Genomic DNA, 16,301 nt, shown 5'->3' with positions numbered 1-16,301 from the left:
TTATTTCGCTTTCTGGTGCTCTATGTACTTCTATCAACCTGCCGAAGGCCACGGCCTGCCGCACGACCCGCTGAATGCCATCGTCGGGCCGCGCCCCATCGGCTGGATCGCTTCGCTCGATAGCGCAGGGCAACGTAATCTCGCCCCCTACAGCTTCTTCAACTGCTTTAACTATCGGCCACCGATCATCGGTTTCGCCAGCGGCGGCTGGAAAGACAGCGTGCAGAACATTGTTGAAACAAAAGAATTTGTCTGGAATCTGGCTACCCGGCCACTCGCCGAAGCGATGAATGAAACTTCCGCCACTATTCCACGTCATGAAGATGAATTCCTGCGCGCCGGATTGACCGCTGCGCCGAGCCGGATCGTCCGCGCCCCGCGCGTGGCGGAAAGCCCGGTCAACTTCGAATGTCGCCTGTCGCAGTGTATTCAGTTAACGCGCGCCAGCGGTGAAGCCATCGATAGCTGGCTGGTGCTCGGTGAAGTGGTCGCCGTGCATATCGATGAGTCGCTGCTGGAAGACGGGATTTATCAAACCGCGAAAGCGCAGCCGATTTTACGCGCCGGCGGGCCGACGGCCTACTACAGCATTGATGAAAGCCAGCGCTTCGATATGATCCGCCCGGACGCTCGTTAACTTTAGCGTAGCAAGGCTAATACATGCCGCCGCGGGCGAATGCCCGGCGGCATTACGCACGTAAAGTGGTTGTTTGCCCACTATTATTTATCCGGTGGTTCGGCGCATCACGACCTAAACTTAAGGTATGTCCCATGCTGTTAATGAGGATATAGCCATGAGAACCTTTCTGCTCGCACCCGCTTTTATCGCGCTTGCCCTTCTCTCCCCGCCCACACAGGCCAACACCCCTGAGACCGCTGCCGTGGCCGTTGGCCCGCTGCGCCCGTCCGGCTCTGTTTCCGCCTCCGGCTCCAGCACCCTCGACGACTTACAGGCGCAACTGGCGCAAAAAGCCCACCAGCAGGGGGCGATTGCCTGGCGAATTAACGCCGCCGGCGGCGGCAACAAATTAGCCGGCAGCGCGATTATTTATAAATAATCCTTCTGCCCGCGCCGGGAATACGCAGGCGGAAATCCAGGCGCCCGGGACTTGGCTGCGCATTTTTTGCCCCCATATTTTCTATACTGTTTATAGATTGCTAATACGAGGAGCGCATCATGGCATCAGGTTGGGCAAACGATGGGGCCGTCCACGATCAAATTGACAGCACGGTAAACGATGCCGTCGCCCGCGCCCGCAGCGAGCTTCCTGGCGGGGAGAGCAACAAATTTTGTGAAGAATGCGGCGAGCCTATTCCAGAGGCGCGGCGCAAGGCGCTGCCCGGGGTTAAATACTGCGTGAAGTGCCAGCAGGATAAAGATTTACATAACAATACATATTCAGGATATAATCGCCGCGGCTCCAAAGATAGCCAGCTGCGCTGACCTTCCTTTACCGTTCATTACCGCTGATTGCGCTAACTTTTCACCCACGTTTTTTGGCGAAAAAAGTGGCAAAATGTGCCTTTAGTTGCCATGGCAATTAGTTTGAGTCTGCCGGAGCCAAAACCTGTAAAATAATTTATTAATAATCAATAAATTATTCCTCATTCAAAAAATTCGATGAAGACTGTGAATTTCCTTCGATTTTATCTCGCGACAAAAAACGTGATACTCATCACATCGACAGAACATCGTCCCCCTACAGAACACACTGCGAGAGATTAATTATGAAAAACATCAAATACGCTGCCGCTGCTATCGCCCTTTCCGCTCTGTCTTTCGGCGCATTCGCCGCTCAGCCGGTGACCTCCGCACAGGCAGAAAGCATGAATAAAATCGGCGTCGTTTCCGCTGAAGGCGCAACGACTCTGGATGGCCTGGAAGCCAAACTGGCTGCTAAAGCAGATGCCGCTGGCGCAACCGGCTACAGCATCACCTCCGCTAACACCAACAACAAAGTTAGCGGTACCGCGGTTATCTACAAATAATCGCAGCAACACTCTGAAATGCCACTGAATTAACCCTGAAAAGACCTTTTAAATACCCTTATTTGCCCGTCCGAGCCACCGGACGGGCTTTTTTTTGTCCGTTTACCAGCGTTCGGCAACCTGCGCCAGACCATGGGCGAGCGAAGTCGCCTGACCGGTGGCGACCAGGCAGCAGGCAAGCTGAATTTTCAGCGACTGCGGAACCGGCTCGCTACCGCTCACGCAGCGCTCAATCCAGCGCGCGGTGGTTTCGGGGTCTTTGGATTCCGGCAATGCCACTTTTTCCTGCGCAATCTCGTCGGCCCGCTCATGCAACACTCGGGTTCCCGCCGCATCAATCAGGTTAATTTGCGGGCAGCGCTGCGGGTTGGCATAGACTTCGCCTTCGGTACCGTGCATCAACAGCGCCCGACCGCCGATTTGCGTAAAGAACGCTGCGACCTTGCCGACATATTCCGGATGCGAGACGCTCGACAGCCGCAGCGCGGCATCTTCAGCGAACGGCGTCACCAGCTTGGCCAGGGTATGGGCGCTGTTGCGCACCCCCATCCGCCAACGCAATGCCAGCTGCTTTTCCAGCGCCGGGCACAGCGCGCCGACCGGGATATAGACCGGCTCATGGCTGTCGAGACGCGCCTGGGCCTGACCCGCGTGGGTGGTGGCCGGGATCCCCATCAGCGCAAATATGGTCTCGGTCAGGACGCGGGTTGGATCGTGGCTGACGCCGTGAACCACCACCGGGAAACCGAGTTTATGCAGCAGTACCGCCAGCAGCGGCGTCAGGTTGGCCTGTTTGCGCGCGCCGTTATAGCTGGGGATAACAATCGGCATCGGTTTCGCTACCGGTGGCGTCAGGCGGAGGGTCTGTAGCTGCATCGCCTCATAGAAGCCCTGTATTTCGGCTTCGCCTTCGCCCTTGATGCGCAGCGCGATGAGAATAGCGCCCAGTTCCAGATCGTCCACTTCGCCGTTTAACATCCGCGTATACAGCGCACGGGCCGTGGTTAAATCCAGGTCGCGAGCGTGATTTTTACCGCGCCCGACTTCTTTGATGATTTTGGTGTAATCCATCGACTTGCTCCCTCCAGCGGTAGGCTCCGCCGACCGGACCGCTTATGCGCTTAGCGGCGTCGGCGACGCGTCTGTTTTGCTTTGCTTTTTACTATAACCTCGGGAACGCCCGGCTGCTCTATGGGAAATACCGGTAACGCATTTAACAATCGCGCGCCGTAATTTTTGGTCAGCAGGCGCTTATCGTAAATAATGACTTCGCCCCAGCACTGATGGCTACGGATCAGGCGCCCGACCTGTTGAATCAGGTTGAATGAGGCGCTCGGCAGGCTTTGTACCTCAAAGGGATAGCGGTTGAGGCTTTTCAACCACTCGCCTTCGGTGATCACCACCGGGCTGTCGATCGGCGGGAAGGCGATTTTATGGATATGCACCTGGCTTAACAGTTCGCCCTTTAAATCCAGCCCTTCGGCAAAAGATTGCAGGCCAACCAGCACGCTGCGCTCGCCGCCTTCAACGCGTTTACGATGTAGCTCGACCAGCCGATAGCGCGGCTGGTCGCCCTGCACCAGCAGCATCAGGCGCAGGTCGGTAACATGTTCCAGAAAGCGATTCATGGCCCGCCCGCTGGCGAACAGCACCAGCATACCGAGATGCTTTTTGCTCTCGACCTGCTCACGGAAAAAAGCCGCCATTTCGGCGATGTGCTGCTCTTCGTTATCAATAAGCGGCTCATAGCGCATCTGCGGAATAATAATTTTTCCCTGCTCGACGTGATTGAACGGCGAGTCCAGCGCCACGAAACGATCGCCCGCTTTTTCTTTCAGACCGCTCATCTCCTGCAGACGCGAGAAGCTATTCAACGAACGCAGCGTCGCCGAGGTGACGACAATATGCGGCACGCTGCGCCACAGCAGACGTTCGAGCTGATCGCTGACGCGGATCCCAACGCAGTGGAACCAGACATGGATCTGGCCGTCGCGGACCTCGCGGGTGGCCCACTTGGTCACCGGGGCGCCGGAAGACTGCGCCATTGAGGCCAGCCGCCACAGCTTGCTCTGGCTTTCGAACATGCCAAGGGCCCGGTTCATCTGCAGCAGGATACGATGCAGGCGCACCACGTCGTGGCTGCCGGTCTTTTCACTGAGATCGTTGAGAAACAGCTCTGCCAGCCCGCGCAGCATTTCGGTGAGCTTGGCCAGCCGCTGACAAATCTCCATGACTTCCTGCGGCAGTTCGCCCATCGGGAAGCGATGCTCCGCCTCCTGGGCGGCTGGCATATAGAGATTGAGAATATTATTGAGCGAGGCGATAAGCTCATACAGCTCTTCGCAGTGTTCGTTCAACCGTTCCGGATTGGCCAACGGCGGCGCGGTCTTCGGACGGAACTGCTCCATGCAGGTCGCCACCAGCTTGCTGAACAGATCCAGCTGCAGCCGGTACCAGGGCGCGGTTATCTCCGCGCTCATCTCTAAGGCATCGCGGGCGACGTCCGGGAGATGGTGGCCTTCATCAAGCACCAGCAGCAGGTTTTTCGGCTCCGGCAGCACCGCTTCGCTCTCCATCGCCGCCATCACCAGCGCATGGTTGGCCACCACCACTTCCGCTTCCTGAATTTCGCGGCGGGCCACGAAAAACGGGCATTCACGGTAGTAGTGGCAGTTGCGGTTAAGACAGCTGGCTTTATCGGTGCTCAGCCGCCCCCACAGGGCGTCGTCAATGGGCTTATCGGTATGGTCGCGCAGGCCGTCCCATTTATAGCCGTCGAGATCGGTTTTCAGCGTCGCGCACAGCTTTTGTTCGGCCTGGTTTTTTGGCGTCAGATCGTCATCGAGGAACGCCAGCAGGTCCTGCTGCGTCGCCTCGGTGCTGGCCAGCGCCGCCAGATTACGCGGACAAACGTAGCGGCCGCGGCCAAAGGCGGCGGTAAAGCGCAGGTCGGGAATAATCTTGCGCAGCAGCGGCAGGTCTTTACTGTAGATTTGATCCTGCAGCGCGACGTTGGCGGTACTGACCACCAGCGTTTTTTGTTCCTCACGGGCGATGGCGATGCCGGGGATCAGATATGACAGCGTTTTGCCGACGCCGGTCGGCGCTTCGATAGCCAGATGCCGCCCCTCTTCCCCGGCGAGCGTTTTCGCTACATCGGCGATCATCTGCCGCTGCGGGGCTCGGGGGATAAAGTCCGGGATCTGTTCCTGAAGCGCCTTATACCAGGCGGCGATTTGCGCTTTTAGCGCAGCGGTCAAAGCCATGAGAAAACCTGAATACTGTATAAACAGCCACTATTGTGCCATTTTTGCCGGCCAGGAGGTATTGCTTTCTGTAAGGGGTGGAATCGCGCTCGATAAAAAGCGAGATGAACGGCAAAAAAACGGCCCGCCGCCGCGCACGCGGGCAGACGAGCCGTGATGATGCCTGAGCGCTTTATCGTCCCAGGCGACAGCGTCTTATTCGCCGGCAGGTTTACGCGGGCGACGACGACGCGGTGGTTTACCGTCCTGGGTACGCGCTTTCGGCGCTTCACCATCCTGACGGCGCGGCGCCTGTTGGCTACGGCCCTGGCTCTGACCGCCGCGTCCCTGTCCCTGCCCCTGACCGCGGCCTCCGCCGCCACGCTGCTGACGACCGTTTTGAATCGGCTCCGCTTTAATCGACGGATCCGGCTCATAACCGGCAATAGCAATACGCGGGATCTCTTTTTTCAGCAGGCGTTCGATATCACGCAGCAGCTTATGCTCGTCCACGCAGACCAGCGACAGCGCTTCGCCGGTCGCCGCCGCGCGGCCGGTACGGCCAATACGGTGTACATAATCTTCCGGCACGTTCGGCAACTCATAGTTAACCACGTGCGGTAGCTCTTCGATGTCGAGCCCGCGCGCGGCGATGTCGGTGGCGACCAGCACACGAATGCCGCCGGATTTAAAGTCAGCCAGCGCGCGGGTACGCGCGCCCTGGCTCTTGTTGCCGTGGATAGCGGCGCTACGGATACCGTCTTTATTCAGTTGCTCCGCCAGATGGTTGGCGCCGTGCTTGGTGCGGGTAAAGACCAGCACCTGCTGCCAGTTGCCTTCGCCAATCAGCTGCGAGAGCAGTTCACGCTTACGTTTCTTATCCACAAAGTGAACGTGCTGGGTGATCTGCTCAGAGGCGGTGTTTCGGCGCGCCACTTCGACTTCCAGCGGGTTATGCAGCAGTTTTTCCGCCAGCGCTTTGATCTCGTCGGAGAAGGTAGCGGAGAACAGCAGGTTTTGACGACGCGGCGGCAGTTTAGCCAGCACGCGGCGGATGTCGTGGATAAAGCCCATGTCCAGCATGCGGTCGGCTTCATCCAGTACCAGCACTTCAACTTTATCCAGGCTGACCGCGTTCTGGTGCTCGAGATCCAGCAGACGGCCCGGGGTGGCGACGAGGATATCGACGCCGCCGCGCAGTTTCATCATCTGCGGGTTGATGCTCACGCCGCCGAAGACCACCAGCGAGCGGATATTCAGATATTTGCTGTAGTCGCGGACGTTTTCGCCCACCTGCGCCGCCAGTTCGCGGGTCGGCGTCAGGATCAGGGCGCGCACCGGACGGCGCCCCTTCGCGTGCGGCTGCTCCTGGGTCAGGCGCTGCAGCAGCGGCAGCGTAAAACCGGCGGTCTTGCCGGTCCCGGTCTGGGCGCTGGCCATCAGATCGCGGCCCTGCAGTACTGCCGGGATCGCCTGCTGCTGGATAGGGGTCGGCTCAACGTAGCCCTGCTCGGCGACGGCGCGCAGGATATCGGGATTCAGGCCAAGGGAATCAAAAGACATAACAACTCCGAACCGCCCCGGCCCGTTTAAGGGCGTAGTTTTCAGGGAGATTATTGCGATAGAGATGGCAAAAACCACAATGCCATGAAGGGGCGCAGTCTAGCAGATTTTGTGACGAACCGCATAAAATATCCCCGCAGGAATTACCAGCAAAATAATGCACGCTTGCGCCGGGTAACTTTTAGTATTCATCATGATGGACAGTTCAGCGAATCGCCTCTATTCTTAATCAATCGATTGATTAATTTTTTAGAGTGCGATGAACAGTACCTCCGTGACCAGTAAAGGCGAACAAGCCAAAAGCCAGCTTATCGCCGCCGCCATCGCGCAATTCGGCGAGTATGGCCTCCATGCGACGACCCGCGATATCGCCGCGCAGGCCGGGCAAAATATCGCTGCTATCACCTATTATTTCGGTTCGAAAGACGACCTGTATCTCGCCTGCGCGCAGTGGATTGCCGACTGTATCGGCGAGAATTTCCGCCCGCATGCCGAAGCGGCCGAAGCCCTGCTCGCCCAGACGCCCCCCGACAAACCGGCGCTGCGGGAATTGATTCTGCGCAGCTGCCGCGATATGAGTCTGCTGCTGACCCAGGACGACACGGTCAACCTCAGCAAATTTATCTCTCGCGAGCAGCTCTCCCCTACGGCGGCTTACCAGCTTATCCACCAGCAGGTTATCGCCCCGCTACATAGCTATTTGACGCGGCTTATCGCCGCCTGGACCGGGCGCGATGCCAACGATACGCAAATGATTCTGCACACCCACGCCCTGCTTGGCGAGGTGCTGGCCTTCCGCCTCGGGCGGGAAACCATTTTACTGCGTACCGGCTGGGCGCAGTTCGATCAACAAAAGGCTGAACAAATTTTTCAGGTGATTACCTGTCATATCGATTTCATTCTGCAAGGGTTAGCGCAAAGGAGCCTGGGATCATGAAAAAACCCGTCGTCGTTCTACTGGTCGTCATCGTGCTCGCCGCGATCGGCGGCGCCTGGTGGTGGTATCAAAGCAGCCAGGCGAAAGATCTCACTCTCTATGGCAATGTCGATATTCGCACTGTGAATATGAGCTTCCGCGTCGGCGGACGGCTGGCAACCCTGAACGTCGATGAAGGCGATGAAATTCGCCGCGGGCAAACCCTCGGCGAACTTGACCGCGCGCCGTATGAGAACGCGCTGCAGCAGGCGCAGGCCAACGTCTCCACCGCCCAGGCGCAGTACGATTTGATGATGGCGGGCTACCGTGCCGAAGAGATTGCGCAGGCGGCGGCCGCGGTGAACCAGGCGCAGGCCGCCTGGGTCTATGCGCAGAATTTTTATCAACGTCAGCTCGGCCTGCGCGCCAGCAGCGCGATTTCAGCCAACGACCTCGAAAACGCCCGTTCTTCACGCGATCAGGCGCAGGCGACCTTAAAATCGGCGCAGGACAAACTGCGTCAATATCGCGCCGGTAACCGCCCGCAGGAAATTGCCCAGGCCAAAGCCAGCCTTGAACAGGCGCAGGCGGCCCTGGCGCAGGCCAAACTGGACCTGCACGATACCGTACTGACCGCGCCGTCCGACGGTACCCTGATGACCCGAGCCGTAGAGCCCGGCACCATGTTGAACGCCGGCGGCACGGTGTTGACGCTATCGTTAACCCATCCGGTTTGGGTACGCGCCTACGTTGACGAGAAAAACCTTGGCCAGGCGCAGCCGGGGCGCGAAGTACTGCTGTATACCGATAGCCGGCCGAACAAGCCCTATCATGGTAAAATCGGCTTTGTCTCCCCCAGCGCCGAATTCACGCCGAAGACCGTGGAAACACCGGATTTGCGTACCGATCTCGTCTACCGCCTGCGCATCGTGGTGAACGACGCCGACGGCGCGCTGCGTCAGGGCATGCCGGTCACCGTCTCCTTCAGCAACGGAAACGGGCATGAGTAAGGACGCGATAACTTTAACCGGACTGACACGCGGTTTTCCCGGTATGGACCGACCCGCGGTCGCGCCGCTGAACTGTACCATTCACTCAGGCTACGTCACAGGGCTCGTCGGCCCCGATGGCGCGGGTAAAACCACCCTGATGCGAATGCTGGCCGGTTTGCTTAAACCTGATGAGGGCAGCGCCAGCGTAATCGGCTTCGATCCGCTCAAGGACGACAGCGCGCTGCACGCGGCGCTCGGCTATATGCCGCAGAAATTCGGCCTGTATGAAGATCTGACGGTGATGGAAAACCTGAACCTGTACGCCGATCTGCGCAGCGTCACCGGCGAGGCGCGGAAGAAAATATTCGAGCGCCTGCTGGAATTCACTTCTCTTGGCCCTTTCACCGGGCGATTAGCCGGCAAACTCTCCGGCGGCATGAAGCAAAAACTGGGGCTCGCCTGTACGCTGGTAGGCGATCCGAAAGTGCTGCTGTTAGATGAGCCCGGCGTCGGAGTCGATCCTATCTCGCGCCGCGAGCTGTGGCAGATGGTCCACGAACTGGCCGGCGACGGCATGCTAATTTTGTGGAGCACCTCTTATCTCGATGAAGCCGAGCAGTGCCGCGATGTGCTGCTGATGAACGAAGGTAAATTGCTTTACCAGGGCGAACCGAAGGCGCTGACGCAAACCATGGCCGGGCGCAGCTTTCTGGTCTCCAGCCCGCAGGAAAACAACCGCCGTCTGCTGCAGCGAGCGCTGAAACTCCCGCAAATTAGCGATGGCGTGATTCAGGGCAAATCGGTGCGTTTGATTCTGAAAAAGGAAGCCCGCATTGATGAGGTTCAGCAACATAACGACATGCCGCCGCTACAGGTGGCCGAAACCGCGCCGCGTTTTGAAGACGCCTTTATCGACCTGTTAGGCGGCGCCGGAACCGCCGAGTCGCCGCTGGGAGAGATTATTCATCACGTGGACGGCAGCAAAGACGAAACGGTCATTGAAGCACGGTCGTTAACGAAAAAGTTTGGTGATTTCGCCGCCACCGACCACGTCGATTTCCAGGTTAAGCGCGGTGAGATTTTCGGCCTGCTCGGCCCCAACGGCGCCGGTAAATCCACGACCTTCAAAATGATGTGCGGCCTGCTGGTGCCGACCGACGGAAAAGCGCTGGTGCTGGGGATGGATCTCAAGGTTAGCTCCGGTAAAGCGCGCCAGCATCTGGGCTATATGGCGCAAAAATTCTCGCTGTATGGCAACCTCAGCGTCGAGCAGAACCTTCGTTTTTTCTCCGGCGTTTACGGCCTACGCGGCCGGGCGCAAAATGAAAAAATCGCGCGCATGAGCGATGCCTTCGGCCTAAAAAGTATCGCCAGCCACGCCGCCGATGAGCTACCGCTCGGCTACAAGCAGCGGCTGGCGCTAGCCTGCTCGCTGATGCATGAACCCGACATCCTGTTTCTCGATGAACCCACCTCCGGCGTCGACCCGCTTACTCGCCGCGAATTCTGGCTGCATATCAACAGCATGGTCGATAAAGGGGTCACGGTGATGGTGACTACCCACTTTATGGATGAGGCGGAATACTGCGACCGCATCGGGCTGGTCTACCACGGTAAGCTTATCGCCAGCGGCACGCCGGACGCGCTGAAGGCGCAGGCGGCGAATGACAGTCAGGCGGATCCCACCATGGAACAGGCGTTTATTACCCTGATTAACCAATGGGACAAGGAAAACGGTCATGAGCAATAGCATTCTCTCCTGGCGACGGGTTCGCGCGCTGTGCGTCAAAGAGACCCGGCAGATCGTCCGCGATCCCAGCAGTTGGCTGATTGCGGTGGTGATCCCGCTACTCCTGCTGTTTATCTTCGGCTACGGCATTAACCTCGACTCCAGTAAACTGCGGGTCGGCGTATTGCTGGAACAGCAGAGCGAAGAGGCGCTGGACTTTGTCCATACCATGACCGGCTCGCCCTACATCGACGCCACCGTCAGCGATAATCGCCAGCAGTTGATTGAGCTGATGCAGGCCGGGCGCATTCGCGCGATGGTCGTCATTCCCGTCGATTTTGACCGTCAGATGGCCCGCGCCGGCGCCAATGCGCCGATTCAGTTGATTACCGACGGCAGCGAGCCTAATACCGCTAACTTCGCGCAGGGCTACGTCGAAGGTATCTGGCAGATCTGGCAACAGCAGCGGGCGGAAGACCGCGGTGAAACCTTTGAACCGCTTATTGACGTGCAGATGCGCTACTGGTTTAACCCGGCGGCCATCAGTCAGCACTTTATTATCCCCGGCGCAATTACCATCATCATGACCGTGGTCGGCGCGATATTGACCTCGCTGGTGGTAGCGCGCGAATGGGAACGCGGCACCATGGAAGCGCTGCTATCCACCGAAATCACCCGCGCCGAACTGCTGCTGTGCAAGATAATTCCCTACTATTTCCTCGGCATGCTGGCGATGTTGCTGTGTATGCTGGTATCGGTATTTATTCTCGGCGTGCCCTATCGCGGCTCGCTGCTAATTTTGTTTGTCATCACCAGCCTGTTTTTGCTCAGTACGCTGGGAATGGGGCTACTGATCTCGACCATTACCCGCAACCAGTTTAACGCCGCGCAGGTCGCGTTGAACGCCGCTTTTTTACCGTCAATTATGTTGTCGGGGTTTATTTTCCAGATAGACAGTATGCCGGCGGTGATCCGCGCGGTGACCTACGTGATCCCGGCGCGTTATTTCGTTAACACCCTGCAAAGCCTGTTTCTGGCGGGCAATATTCCCGTGGTGCTGCTGGTGAACGTGCTGTTTTTGATTGCTTCGGCGGTGATGTTTATCGGCCTGACGTGGCTAAAAACCAAACGGCGTCTGGATTAACCCTGGCGCTCGAATTTTGCCCGGTGGCGCTACGCTTAACGGGCCTACGATAGGTTTCGGTCGCCCGGGTCCGACATGAGGAAGGTTCTATGTTTCATCGTTTATGGACATTAATCCGCAAAGAAATGCAGTCGCTGCTGCGCGAACCGCAAACGCGGATGATTTTAATCATGCCGGTGCTGATTCAGGTACTGTTGTTTCCCTTTGCCGCCACGCTTGAGGTGACCAACGCTACCATCGCTATCTATAACGAAGATAGCGGCCGCCACGCGGTGGAGCTCACCCAGCGCTTTGCCCGCGCCAAAGCCTTTACCCACGTCCTGCTGCTGAAAAGCCCGCAGGAGATCCAGCCGACCATCGATGAACAAAAAGCCCTGCTCGTGGTGCGCTTCCCGGCGGATTTCTCGCGTAATCTCGACAACTATCAAACCGCCCCGCTACAGCTACTGCTCGACGGGCGTAACTCCAACAGCGCGCAAATCGCCGCTAACTATCTACAGCAGATTGTTAAAAACTATCAGCAGGATCTGCTGCAGGACAAAGCGAAACCGAACAACAGCGAACTGGTGGTGCGCAACTGGTACAACCCGAATCTCGACTATAAATGGTTCGTGGTGCCGTCGCTTATCGCCATGATCACCACCATCGGGGTGATGATCGTCACCTCGCTGTCGGTGGCACGCGAGCGCGAACAGGGTACCCTCGATCAGCTGCTGGTTTCACCGCTCGCCACCTGGCAAATCTTCGTTGGCAAAGCGGTACCGGCGCTGATAGTCGCCACGATGCAGGCGACTATCGTGCTGGCAATCGGCATCTGGGCCTATCAGATCCCATTTGCCGGCTCGCTGCTGCTGTTCTATTTCACCATGCTGATTTACGGACTCTCTCTGGTGGGCTTTGGCTTATTGATTTCTTCGCTGTGTTCAACCCAGCAGCAGGCATTTATCGGCGTGTTCGTCTTTATGATGCCGGCGATTCTGCTTTCCGGCTACGTTTCACCGGTAGAAAACATGCCGCAGTGGCTGCAGGACATCACCTGGATCAACCCTATCCGGCACTTTACCGATATCACCAAACAAATTTATCTGAAGGATGCGAGTCTGAAGATTGTGTGGGGAAGTTTGTGGCCGCTATTAGTCATAGCGGCCACTACCGGCTCAGCGGCGTATGCGATGTTCCGAAGAAAGATTGCCTAGTTTTTTATCTTTCGCCAGCAGCGATACCACCGCCGGGCCTGCCAGTATGACCAGCCCGGCGAGGGCCAGCAGCAGGTTGTTGTGCAACACGCGCGACAACAACCAGAGCACTATCATGGCGGCGCCGAAGTACCAGGTTGTGGTGAGCTCCTCAAGGAAGTCCCCCACGTCGCGCCAGCGTGCTTCATGGTGACGCTGTAAAAACAGCATCGCCAGCAGCGTGACGCCGTACAGTACGCACAGCCCTAATCCGACGCGCACCAGCGCGCCGCTCATCCAACCCATCACCAGTACTGCCACGACCAGTAGATGCAACATAATCTGCCAGCAACTAAGACCTGTTGCGACGCGTACACGTTGTTGCCACTTCATGGCTTCTCTCCTGAAGGATTTTTCTCTGCTACTCAGAGTACCGCACTTTACGGAAAATTCCGTATCACCGCATCTTTTTGTGACGTCTACTACACTATTTTATTCAGGAAAGTGACATTAACTGGAGAATTATGGCTGAGCCAACGTCGCGAATTTCGGTGAACGTGCTGACAATTAACACTCATAAAGGCTTTACGGCGTTTAATGGGCGTTTTATTTTGCCCGAACTGCGCGAGGCCGTTCGCAGCGTCAGCGCCGACATAGTTTGCCTACAGGAAGTGATGGGCGCGCACGAAGTGCACCCTTTGCATATCGAAAACTGGCCTGACACCACCCATTACGAGTTTCTTGCCGACACAATGTGGAGCGATTACGCCTACGGGCGCAACGCGGTCTACCCCGAAGGCCATCACGGCAATGCGGTACTGTCGCGCTTTCCCATTGAATACTATGAAAATCGCGATATCTCAGTCGGCAATGGCGAAAAACGCGGCCTGCTTTACTGTCGCATCGTACCTCCGCGCAGCGGCGTGACGATCCACGTCATCTGCGTGCATCTCGGTCTTCGCGCGCACCAGCGGCAGGCACAGCTAACGATGCTGGCGGAATGGGTCAATACGCTACCGGTAGGCGATCCGGTGGTAGTAGCTGGTGATTTCAACGACTGGCGCCAGCAGGCTAATCAGCCCTTAAAAGCGCAGGCGGGGCTTGAGGAGATTTTTACTCGCGCCCGCGGGCGGCCGGTGCGCACCTTTCCGGTCGCTTTCCCGCTGCTGCGCCTCGATCGTATTTACGTTAAGAATGCTCATGCCAGCCATCCGAAGGCGCTGGCTCTTAAACACTGGCGGCATCTGTCCGATCATGCGCCCCTGAGCGTGGAGATACATCTGTGAAATGTCGCTGGCAGGAAGGCAATCGTATTACCCTACTGGAGAATGGCGACCAGTATTATCCGGCGTTATTCACCGCCATTGGCCGCGCGCAGCGCAAGGTGATCCTCGAATCCTTTATCTGGTTTGAAGATGAGGTGGGCTGGCGCCTGCATGCGGTGCTGCTGAAAGCCGCCCGCCGCGGTATTCAGGTGGAAGTGCTGCTCGACGGCTACGGCTCGCCTGATCTCAGCGATGAGTTTGTTGGCGAACTCACCGCCGCTGGCGTGGTCTTCCGCTACTACGATCCGCGCCCCCGGCTAATGGGTATGCGTACCAATTTATTCCGCCGCATGCATCGAAAAATCGTGGTGATTGACGACACAACGGCGTTTGTCGGCGGCATCAACTACTCTGCCGAGCACATGAGCGATTACGGTCCGGAGGCGAAACAGGATTATGCCGTGCAGGTTGAGGGGCCGGTGGTGCTCGATATTCTCCAATTCGAGCTGGAGAACCTGCCCACCAGCGAGGCAGCCCGCCGCTGGTGGCGTCGCCGTCGCCATCAGCCGGAAATTAACCAAACCCCTGGCGAAGCGCAGGCACTATTTATCTGGCGTGATAATCACGAACATCGTGACGATATTGAACGTCACTATCTGAAGATGCTGACCAGCGCCCGCCGCGAGGTCATCATCGCCAACGCCTATTTCTTTCCCGGCTACCGTCTGCTGCACGCCATGCGCAATGCCGCCCGGCGCGGCGTACGAGTCAAGCTGATTGTCCAGGGCGAGCCGGATATTCCGATTGTTAAGTTTGGCGCCCATCTGCTGTACCACTACCTGATTAAAGGCGGCGTTCAGGTGTATGAATACCGCCGCCGTCCGCTGCATGGCAAGGTAGCGCTGGCGGACGACCACTGGGCCACCGTCGGTTCAAGTAACCTCGACCCGCTGAGCCTGTCGCTGAATCTGGAGGCCAATCTGATTATCCACGACCGCGAGTTCAACCAGACCCTGCGCGATAATCTCAACGGCCTTATCGCCAGAGATTGCCAGCAGATAGATAAGTCCATGCTGCCAAAACGCAACTGGTGGCGGCTCGGCGTCAGCGTGCTGGCCTTCCACTTTCTACGCCACTTCCCCGCCTGGGTCGGTTGGCTGCCGGCGCATACCCCGCAATTAGCCAGGGTCAGCCCGCCAGTGCAGCCGGAAATTGAAACCCAGGACCGGGTAGAAACGCAAACCAGAGACAATCCGCTATGAGCAAATCGCATCCCCGCTGGCGGATGGCGAAAAGAGTGCTGACCGCGCTCTTTTTTATCGCCGTCATCGTATTGCTGGTGATTTACGCGCAAAAGGTCGACTGGCAGGATGTATGGAAGGTCATCCGCGGCTACGATCGTCTGGCGCTATTTAGCGCCGTTGGGTTGGTTATCGTCAGTTACCTGATTTATGGCTGCTACGATCTGCTCGGGCGAGCCTGGTGCGGCCATAAGCTGGCAAAAAAACAGGTGATGCTGGTATCGTTTATCTGCTACGCCTTTAACCTGACGCTGAGTACCTGGGTTGGCGGGATCGGAATGCGCTATCGGCTATACTCGCGGCTGGGGCTGAACGGCAGCACCATTACCCGTATTTTCTCGCTTAGCATTACCACCAACTGGCTGGGCTATATTCTTCTGGGCGGCGTCATATTCACCGCGAATCTGGTGACGCTGCCGCCGCACTGGTACATCAGTCAAACTACGCTACGTATTATTGGCAGCGTTCTGCTGCTTTTTACCCTGCTCTATCTTTTCGCTTGCGCCTTCGCTAAACGCCGCCACATGACGATTAAGGGGCAGCGGCTGGTGCTGCCCTCTTTTCGTTTCGCTCTACTACAGATAGGGATTTCGGCGGCGAACTGGATGGTGATGGGGGCGATTATCTGGCTGCTCCTGGGCAGCGAGATTAACTATTTTCTGGTGCTGGGCGTGTTGCTGGTGAGCAGTATCGCCGGTGTTATCGTTCATATTCCCGCCGGAATTGGCGTGCTGGAGGCGGTGTTTATCGCCATGCTCTCCGGCGAGTCGATTTCGAAGGGGGCGATAATCGCCGCTCTGCTGGCGTGGCGCGCGCTGTACTATTTTCTGCCGTTGCTGCTGGCGACCGTCGCCTATCTGGTGCTGGAGAGTCGGGCGAAAAAGCTGCGGCAGAAGAACGAACGCAAGCTGGCCCGCGGATGAAACGGCCCGGTTGCGCTCACCGGGCGACATTTTTGCGGATTGCCTGGATTGGTAGCCCG

At 57.6% G+C, this 16,301-nt stretch carries 16 protein-coding genes; 12 read left to right on the top strand and 4 right to left on the bottom strand.

The window, feature by feature from the left end:
* Positions 1 to 22: 22 nt before the first annotated feature.
* From AC22LX_RS16120 to ybiJ, 4 genes are all read left to right on the top strand, one after another.
* Positions 23 to 637: a flavin reductase family protein gene (locus AC22LX_RS16120; RefSeq protein WP_015704818.1), complete on the top strand. Its 615-nt coding sequence runs from the start codon at positions 23 to 25 to the stop codon at positions 635 to 637.
* Between the two features lie 157 nt (positions 638 to 794).
* Positions 795 to 1,058: a YdgH/BhsA/McbA-like domain containing protein gene (locus AC22LX_RS16115; protein WP_080986071.1), complete on the top strand. Its 264-nt coding sequence runs from the start codon at positions 795 to 797 to the stop codon at positions 1,056 to 1,058.
* A 119-nt stretch (positions 1,059 to 1,177) separates the two neighbouring features.
* Complete coding sequence (locus tag AC22LX_RS16110) at positions 1,178 to 1,444, top strand: DksA/TraR family C4-type zinc finger protein (protein ID WP_049060415.1); 267 nt, start codon at positions 1,178 to 1,180, stop codon at positions 1,442 to 1,444.
* Between the two features lie 284 nt (positions 1,445 to 1,728).
* Positions 1,729 to 1,989: a DUF1471 family protein YbiJ gene (ybiJ, locus tag AC22LX_RS16105; RefSeq protein ID WP_045395040.1), complete on the top strand. Its 261-nt coding sequence runs from the start codon at positions 1,729 to 1,731 to the stop codon at positions 1,987 to 1,989.
* 102 nt (positions 1,990 to 2,091) lie between these two features.
* On the opposite strand, the gene ybiB is transcribed toward ybiJ, so the two are convergent.
* The 3 genes from ybiB to rhlE all read right to left on the bottom strand — a co-directional run bounded on the left by ybiB (position 2,092) and on the right by rhlE (position 6,797).
* Positions 2,092 to 3,060: a DNA-binding protein YbiB gene (gene ybiB, locus AC22LX_RS16100; RefSeq protein ID WP_487334091.1), complete on the bottom strand. Its 969-nt coding sequence runs from the start codon at positions 3,058 to 3,060 to the stop codon at positions 2,092 to 2,094.
* A 50-nt stretch (positions 3,061 to 3,110) separates the two neighbouring features.
* The gene (gene dinG / locus AC22LX_RS16095) at positions 3,111 to 5,255 is read right to left on the bottom strand and encodes an ATP-dependent DNA helicase DinG (RefSeq protein WP_045395042.1); all 2,145 of its coding nucleotides are present in this window, start codon (positions 5,253 to 5,255) and stop codon (positions 3,111 to 3,113) included.
* A 195-nt stretch (positions 5,256 to 5,450) separates the two neighbouring features.
* Positions 5,451 to 6,797, bottom strand: a complete 1,347-nt coding sequence (gene rhlE / locus AC22LX_RS16090; protein ID WP_045395043.1) for an ATP-dependent RNA helicase RhlE — start codon at positions 6,795 to 6,797, stop codon at positions 5,451 to 5,453.
* Between the two features lie 259 nt (positions 6,798 to 7,056).
* Here rhlE and cecR point away from each other — a divergent pair, with 259 nt between their 5' ends.
* The 5 genes from cecR (at position 7,057) to AC22LX_RS16065 (ending at position 12,774) form a co-directional block, all read left to right on the top strand.
* A complete protein-coding gene (gene cecR, locus AC22LX_RS16085; protein ID WP_045395044.1) occupies positions 7,057 to 7,734 on the top strand; it encodes a transcriptional regulator CecR in 678 nt (225 codons plus the stop codon).
* Positions 7,731 to 8,723 carry a secretion protein HlyD gene (gene hlyD / locus AC22LX_RS16080; RefSeq protein WP_045395045.1) on the top strand — a complete coding sequence of 331 codons (993 nt, stop codon included), beginning with the start codon at positions 7,731 to 7,733 and terminating at the stop codon, positions 8,721 to 8,723. Before cecR ends, hlyD begins: the two co-directional genes overlap by 4 nt.
* The gene (locus AC22LX_RS16075) at positions 8,716 to 10,455 is read left to right on the top strand and encodes an ATP-binding cassette domain-containing protein (RefSeq protein WP_045395046.1); all 1,740 of its coding nucleotides are present in this window, start codon (positions 8,716 to 8,718) and stop codon (positions 10,453 to 10,455) included. Before hlyD ends, AC22LX_RS16075 begins: the two co-directional genes overlap by 8 nt.
* A complete protein-coding gene (locus AC22LX_RS16070; protein ID WP_042895141.1) occupies positions 10,445 to 11,578 on the top strand; it encodes an ABC transporter permease in 1,134 nt (377 codons plus the stop codon). The genes AC22LX_RS16075 and AC22LX_RS16070 overlap by 11 nt, the downstream gene beginning before the upstream one ends.
* A gap of 89 nt (positions 11,579 to 11,667) precedes the next feature.
* Complete coding sequence (locus AC22LX_RS16065) at positions 11,668 to 12,774, top strand: ABC transporter permease (RefSeq protein ID WP_487334090.1); 1,107 nt, start codon at positions 11,668 to 11,670, stop codon at positions 12,772 to 12,774.
* Here AC22LX_RS16065 and AC22LX_RS16060 read toward each other — a convergent pair.
* Positions 12,736 to 13,146 carry a YbhQ family protein gene (locus AC22LX_RS16060; protein WP_047049141.1) on the bottom strand — a complete coding sequence of 137 codons (411 nt, stop codon included), beginning with the start codon at positions 13,144 to 13,146 and terminating at the stop codon, positions 12,736 to 12,738. The genes AC22LX_RS16065 and AC22LX_RS16060 overlap by 39 nt on opposite strands.
* Positions 13,147 to 13,277: 131 nt before the next feature.
* Here AC22LX_RS16060 and AC22LX_RS16055 point away from each other — a divergent pair, with 131 nt between their 5' ends.
* The 3 genes from AC22LX_RS16055 to AC22LX_RS16045 are packed head-to-tail and all read left to right on the top strand — an operon-like array spanning position 13,278 to position 16,242.
* Positions 13,278 to 14,039 (top strand): endonuclease/exonuclease/phosphatase family protein, encoded by a 762-nt coding sequence (locus AC22LX_RS16055; RefSeq protein ID WP_487334089.1) that lies wholly within the window; start codon positions 13,278 to 13,280, stop codon positions 14,037 to 14,039.
* Entirely contained in the window at positions 14,036 to 15,280 is a 1,245-nt protein-coding gene (gene clsB / locus AC22LX_RS16050) for a cardiolipin synthase ClsB (RefSeq protein ID WP_325909109.1), read from the top strand. Before AC22LX_RS16055 ends, clsB begins: the two co-directional genes overlap by 4 nt.
* Positions 15,277 to 16,242, top strand: coding sequence for a lysylphosphatidylglycerol synthase domain-containing protein (locus tag AC22LX_RS16045; protein WP_045395049.1), 966 nt, complete (start codon positions 15,277 to 15,279; stop codon positions 16,240 to 16,242). Before clsB ends, AC22LX_RS16045 begins: the two co-directional genes overlap by 4 nt.
* The last annotated feature ends 59 nt before the right edge of the window (positions 16,243 to 16,301 follow it).

The sequence above is a fragment of the Klebsiella sp. PK01 genome (assembly GCF_057624675.1).
The sequence above is the reverse complement of the archived record's forward strand: the minus strand, read 5'-3'. Positions and strand labels throughout refer to the sequence as shown.

Excerpts from the sequence above, each read along its gene's own strand:
- AC22LX_RS16120 (WP_015704818.1), top strand. The coding sequence starts at position 23 with ATGTACTTCTATCAACCTGCCGAAGGCCACGGCCTGCCGCACGACCCG.
- AC22LX_RS16115 (WP_080986071.1), top strand. The coding sequence starts at position 795 with ATGAGAACCTTTCTGCTCGCACCCGCTTTTATCGCGCTTGCCCTTCTC.
- AC22LX_RS16110 (WP_049060415.1), top strand. The coding sequence starts at position 1,178 with ATGGCATCAGGTTGGGCAAACGATGGGGCCGTCCACGATCAAATTGAC.
- ybiJ (WP_045395040.1), top strand. The coding sequence starts at position 1,729 with ATGAAAAACATCAAATACGCTGCCGCTGCTATCGCCCTTTCCGCTCTG.
- ybiB (WP_487334091.1), bottom strand. The coding sequence starts at position 3,060 with ATGGATTACACCAAAATCATCAAAGAAGTCGGGCGCGGTAAAAATCAC.
- dinG (WP_045395042.1), bottom strand. The coding sequence starts at position 5,255 with ATGGCTTTGACCGCTGCGCTAAAAGCGCAAATCGCCGCCTGGTATAAG.
- rhlE (WP_045395043.1), bottom strand. The coding sequence starts at position 6,797 with ATGTCTTTTGATTCCCTTGGCCTGAATCCCGATATCCTGCGCGCCGTC.
- cecR (WP_045395044.1), top strand. The coding sequence starts at position 7,057 with ATGAACAGTACCTCCGTGACCAGTAAAGGCGAACAAGCCAAAAGCCAG.
- hlyD (WP_045395045.1), top strand. The coding sequence starts at position 7,731 with ATGAAAAAACCCGTCGTCGTTCTACTGGTCGTCATCGTGCTCGCCGCG.
- AC22LX_RS16075 (WP_045395046.1), top strand. The coding sequence starts at position 8,716 with ATGAGTAAGGACGCGATAACTTTAACCGGACTGACACGCGGTTTTCCC.
- AC22LX_RS16070 (WP_042895141.1), top strand. The coding sequence starts at position 10,445 with ATGAGCAATAGCATTCTCTCCTGGCGACGGGTTCGCGCGCTGTGCGTC.
- AC22LX_RS16065 (WP_487334090.1), top strand. The coding sequence starts at position 11,668 with ATGTTTCATCGTTTATGGACATTAATCCGCAAAGAAATGCAGTCGCTG.
- AC22LX_RS16060 (WP_047049141.1), bottom strand. The coding sequence starts at position 13,146 with ATGAAGTGGCAACAACGTGTACGCGTCGCAACAGGTCTTAGTTGCTGG.
- AC22LX_RS16055 (WP_487334089.1), top strand. The coding sequence starts at position 13,278 with ATGGCTGAGCCAACGTCGCGAATTTCGGTGAACGTGCTGACAATTAAC.
- AC22LX_RS16045 (WP_045395049.1), top strand. The coding sequence starts at position 15,277 with ATGAGCAAATCGCATCCCCGCTGGCGGATGGCGAAAAGAGTGCTGACC.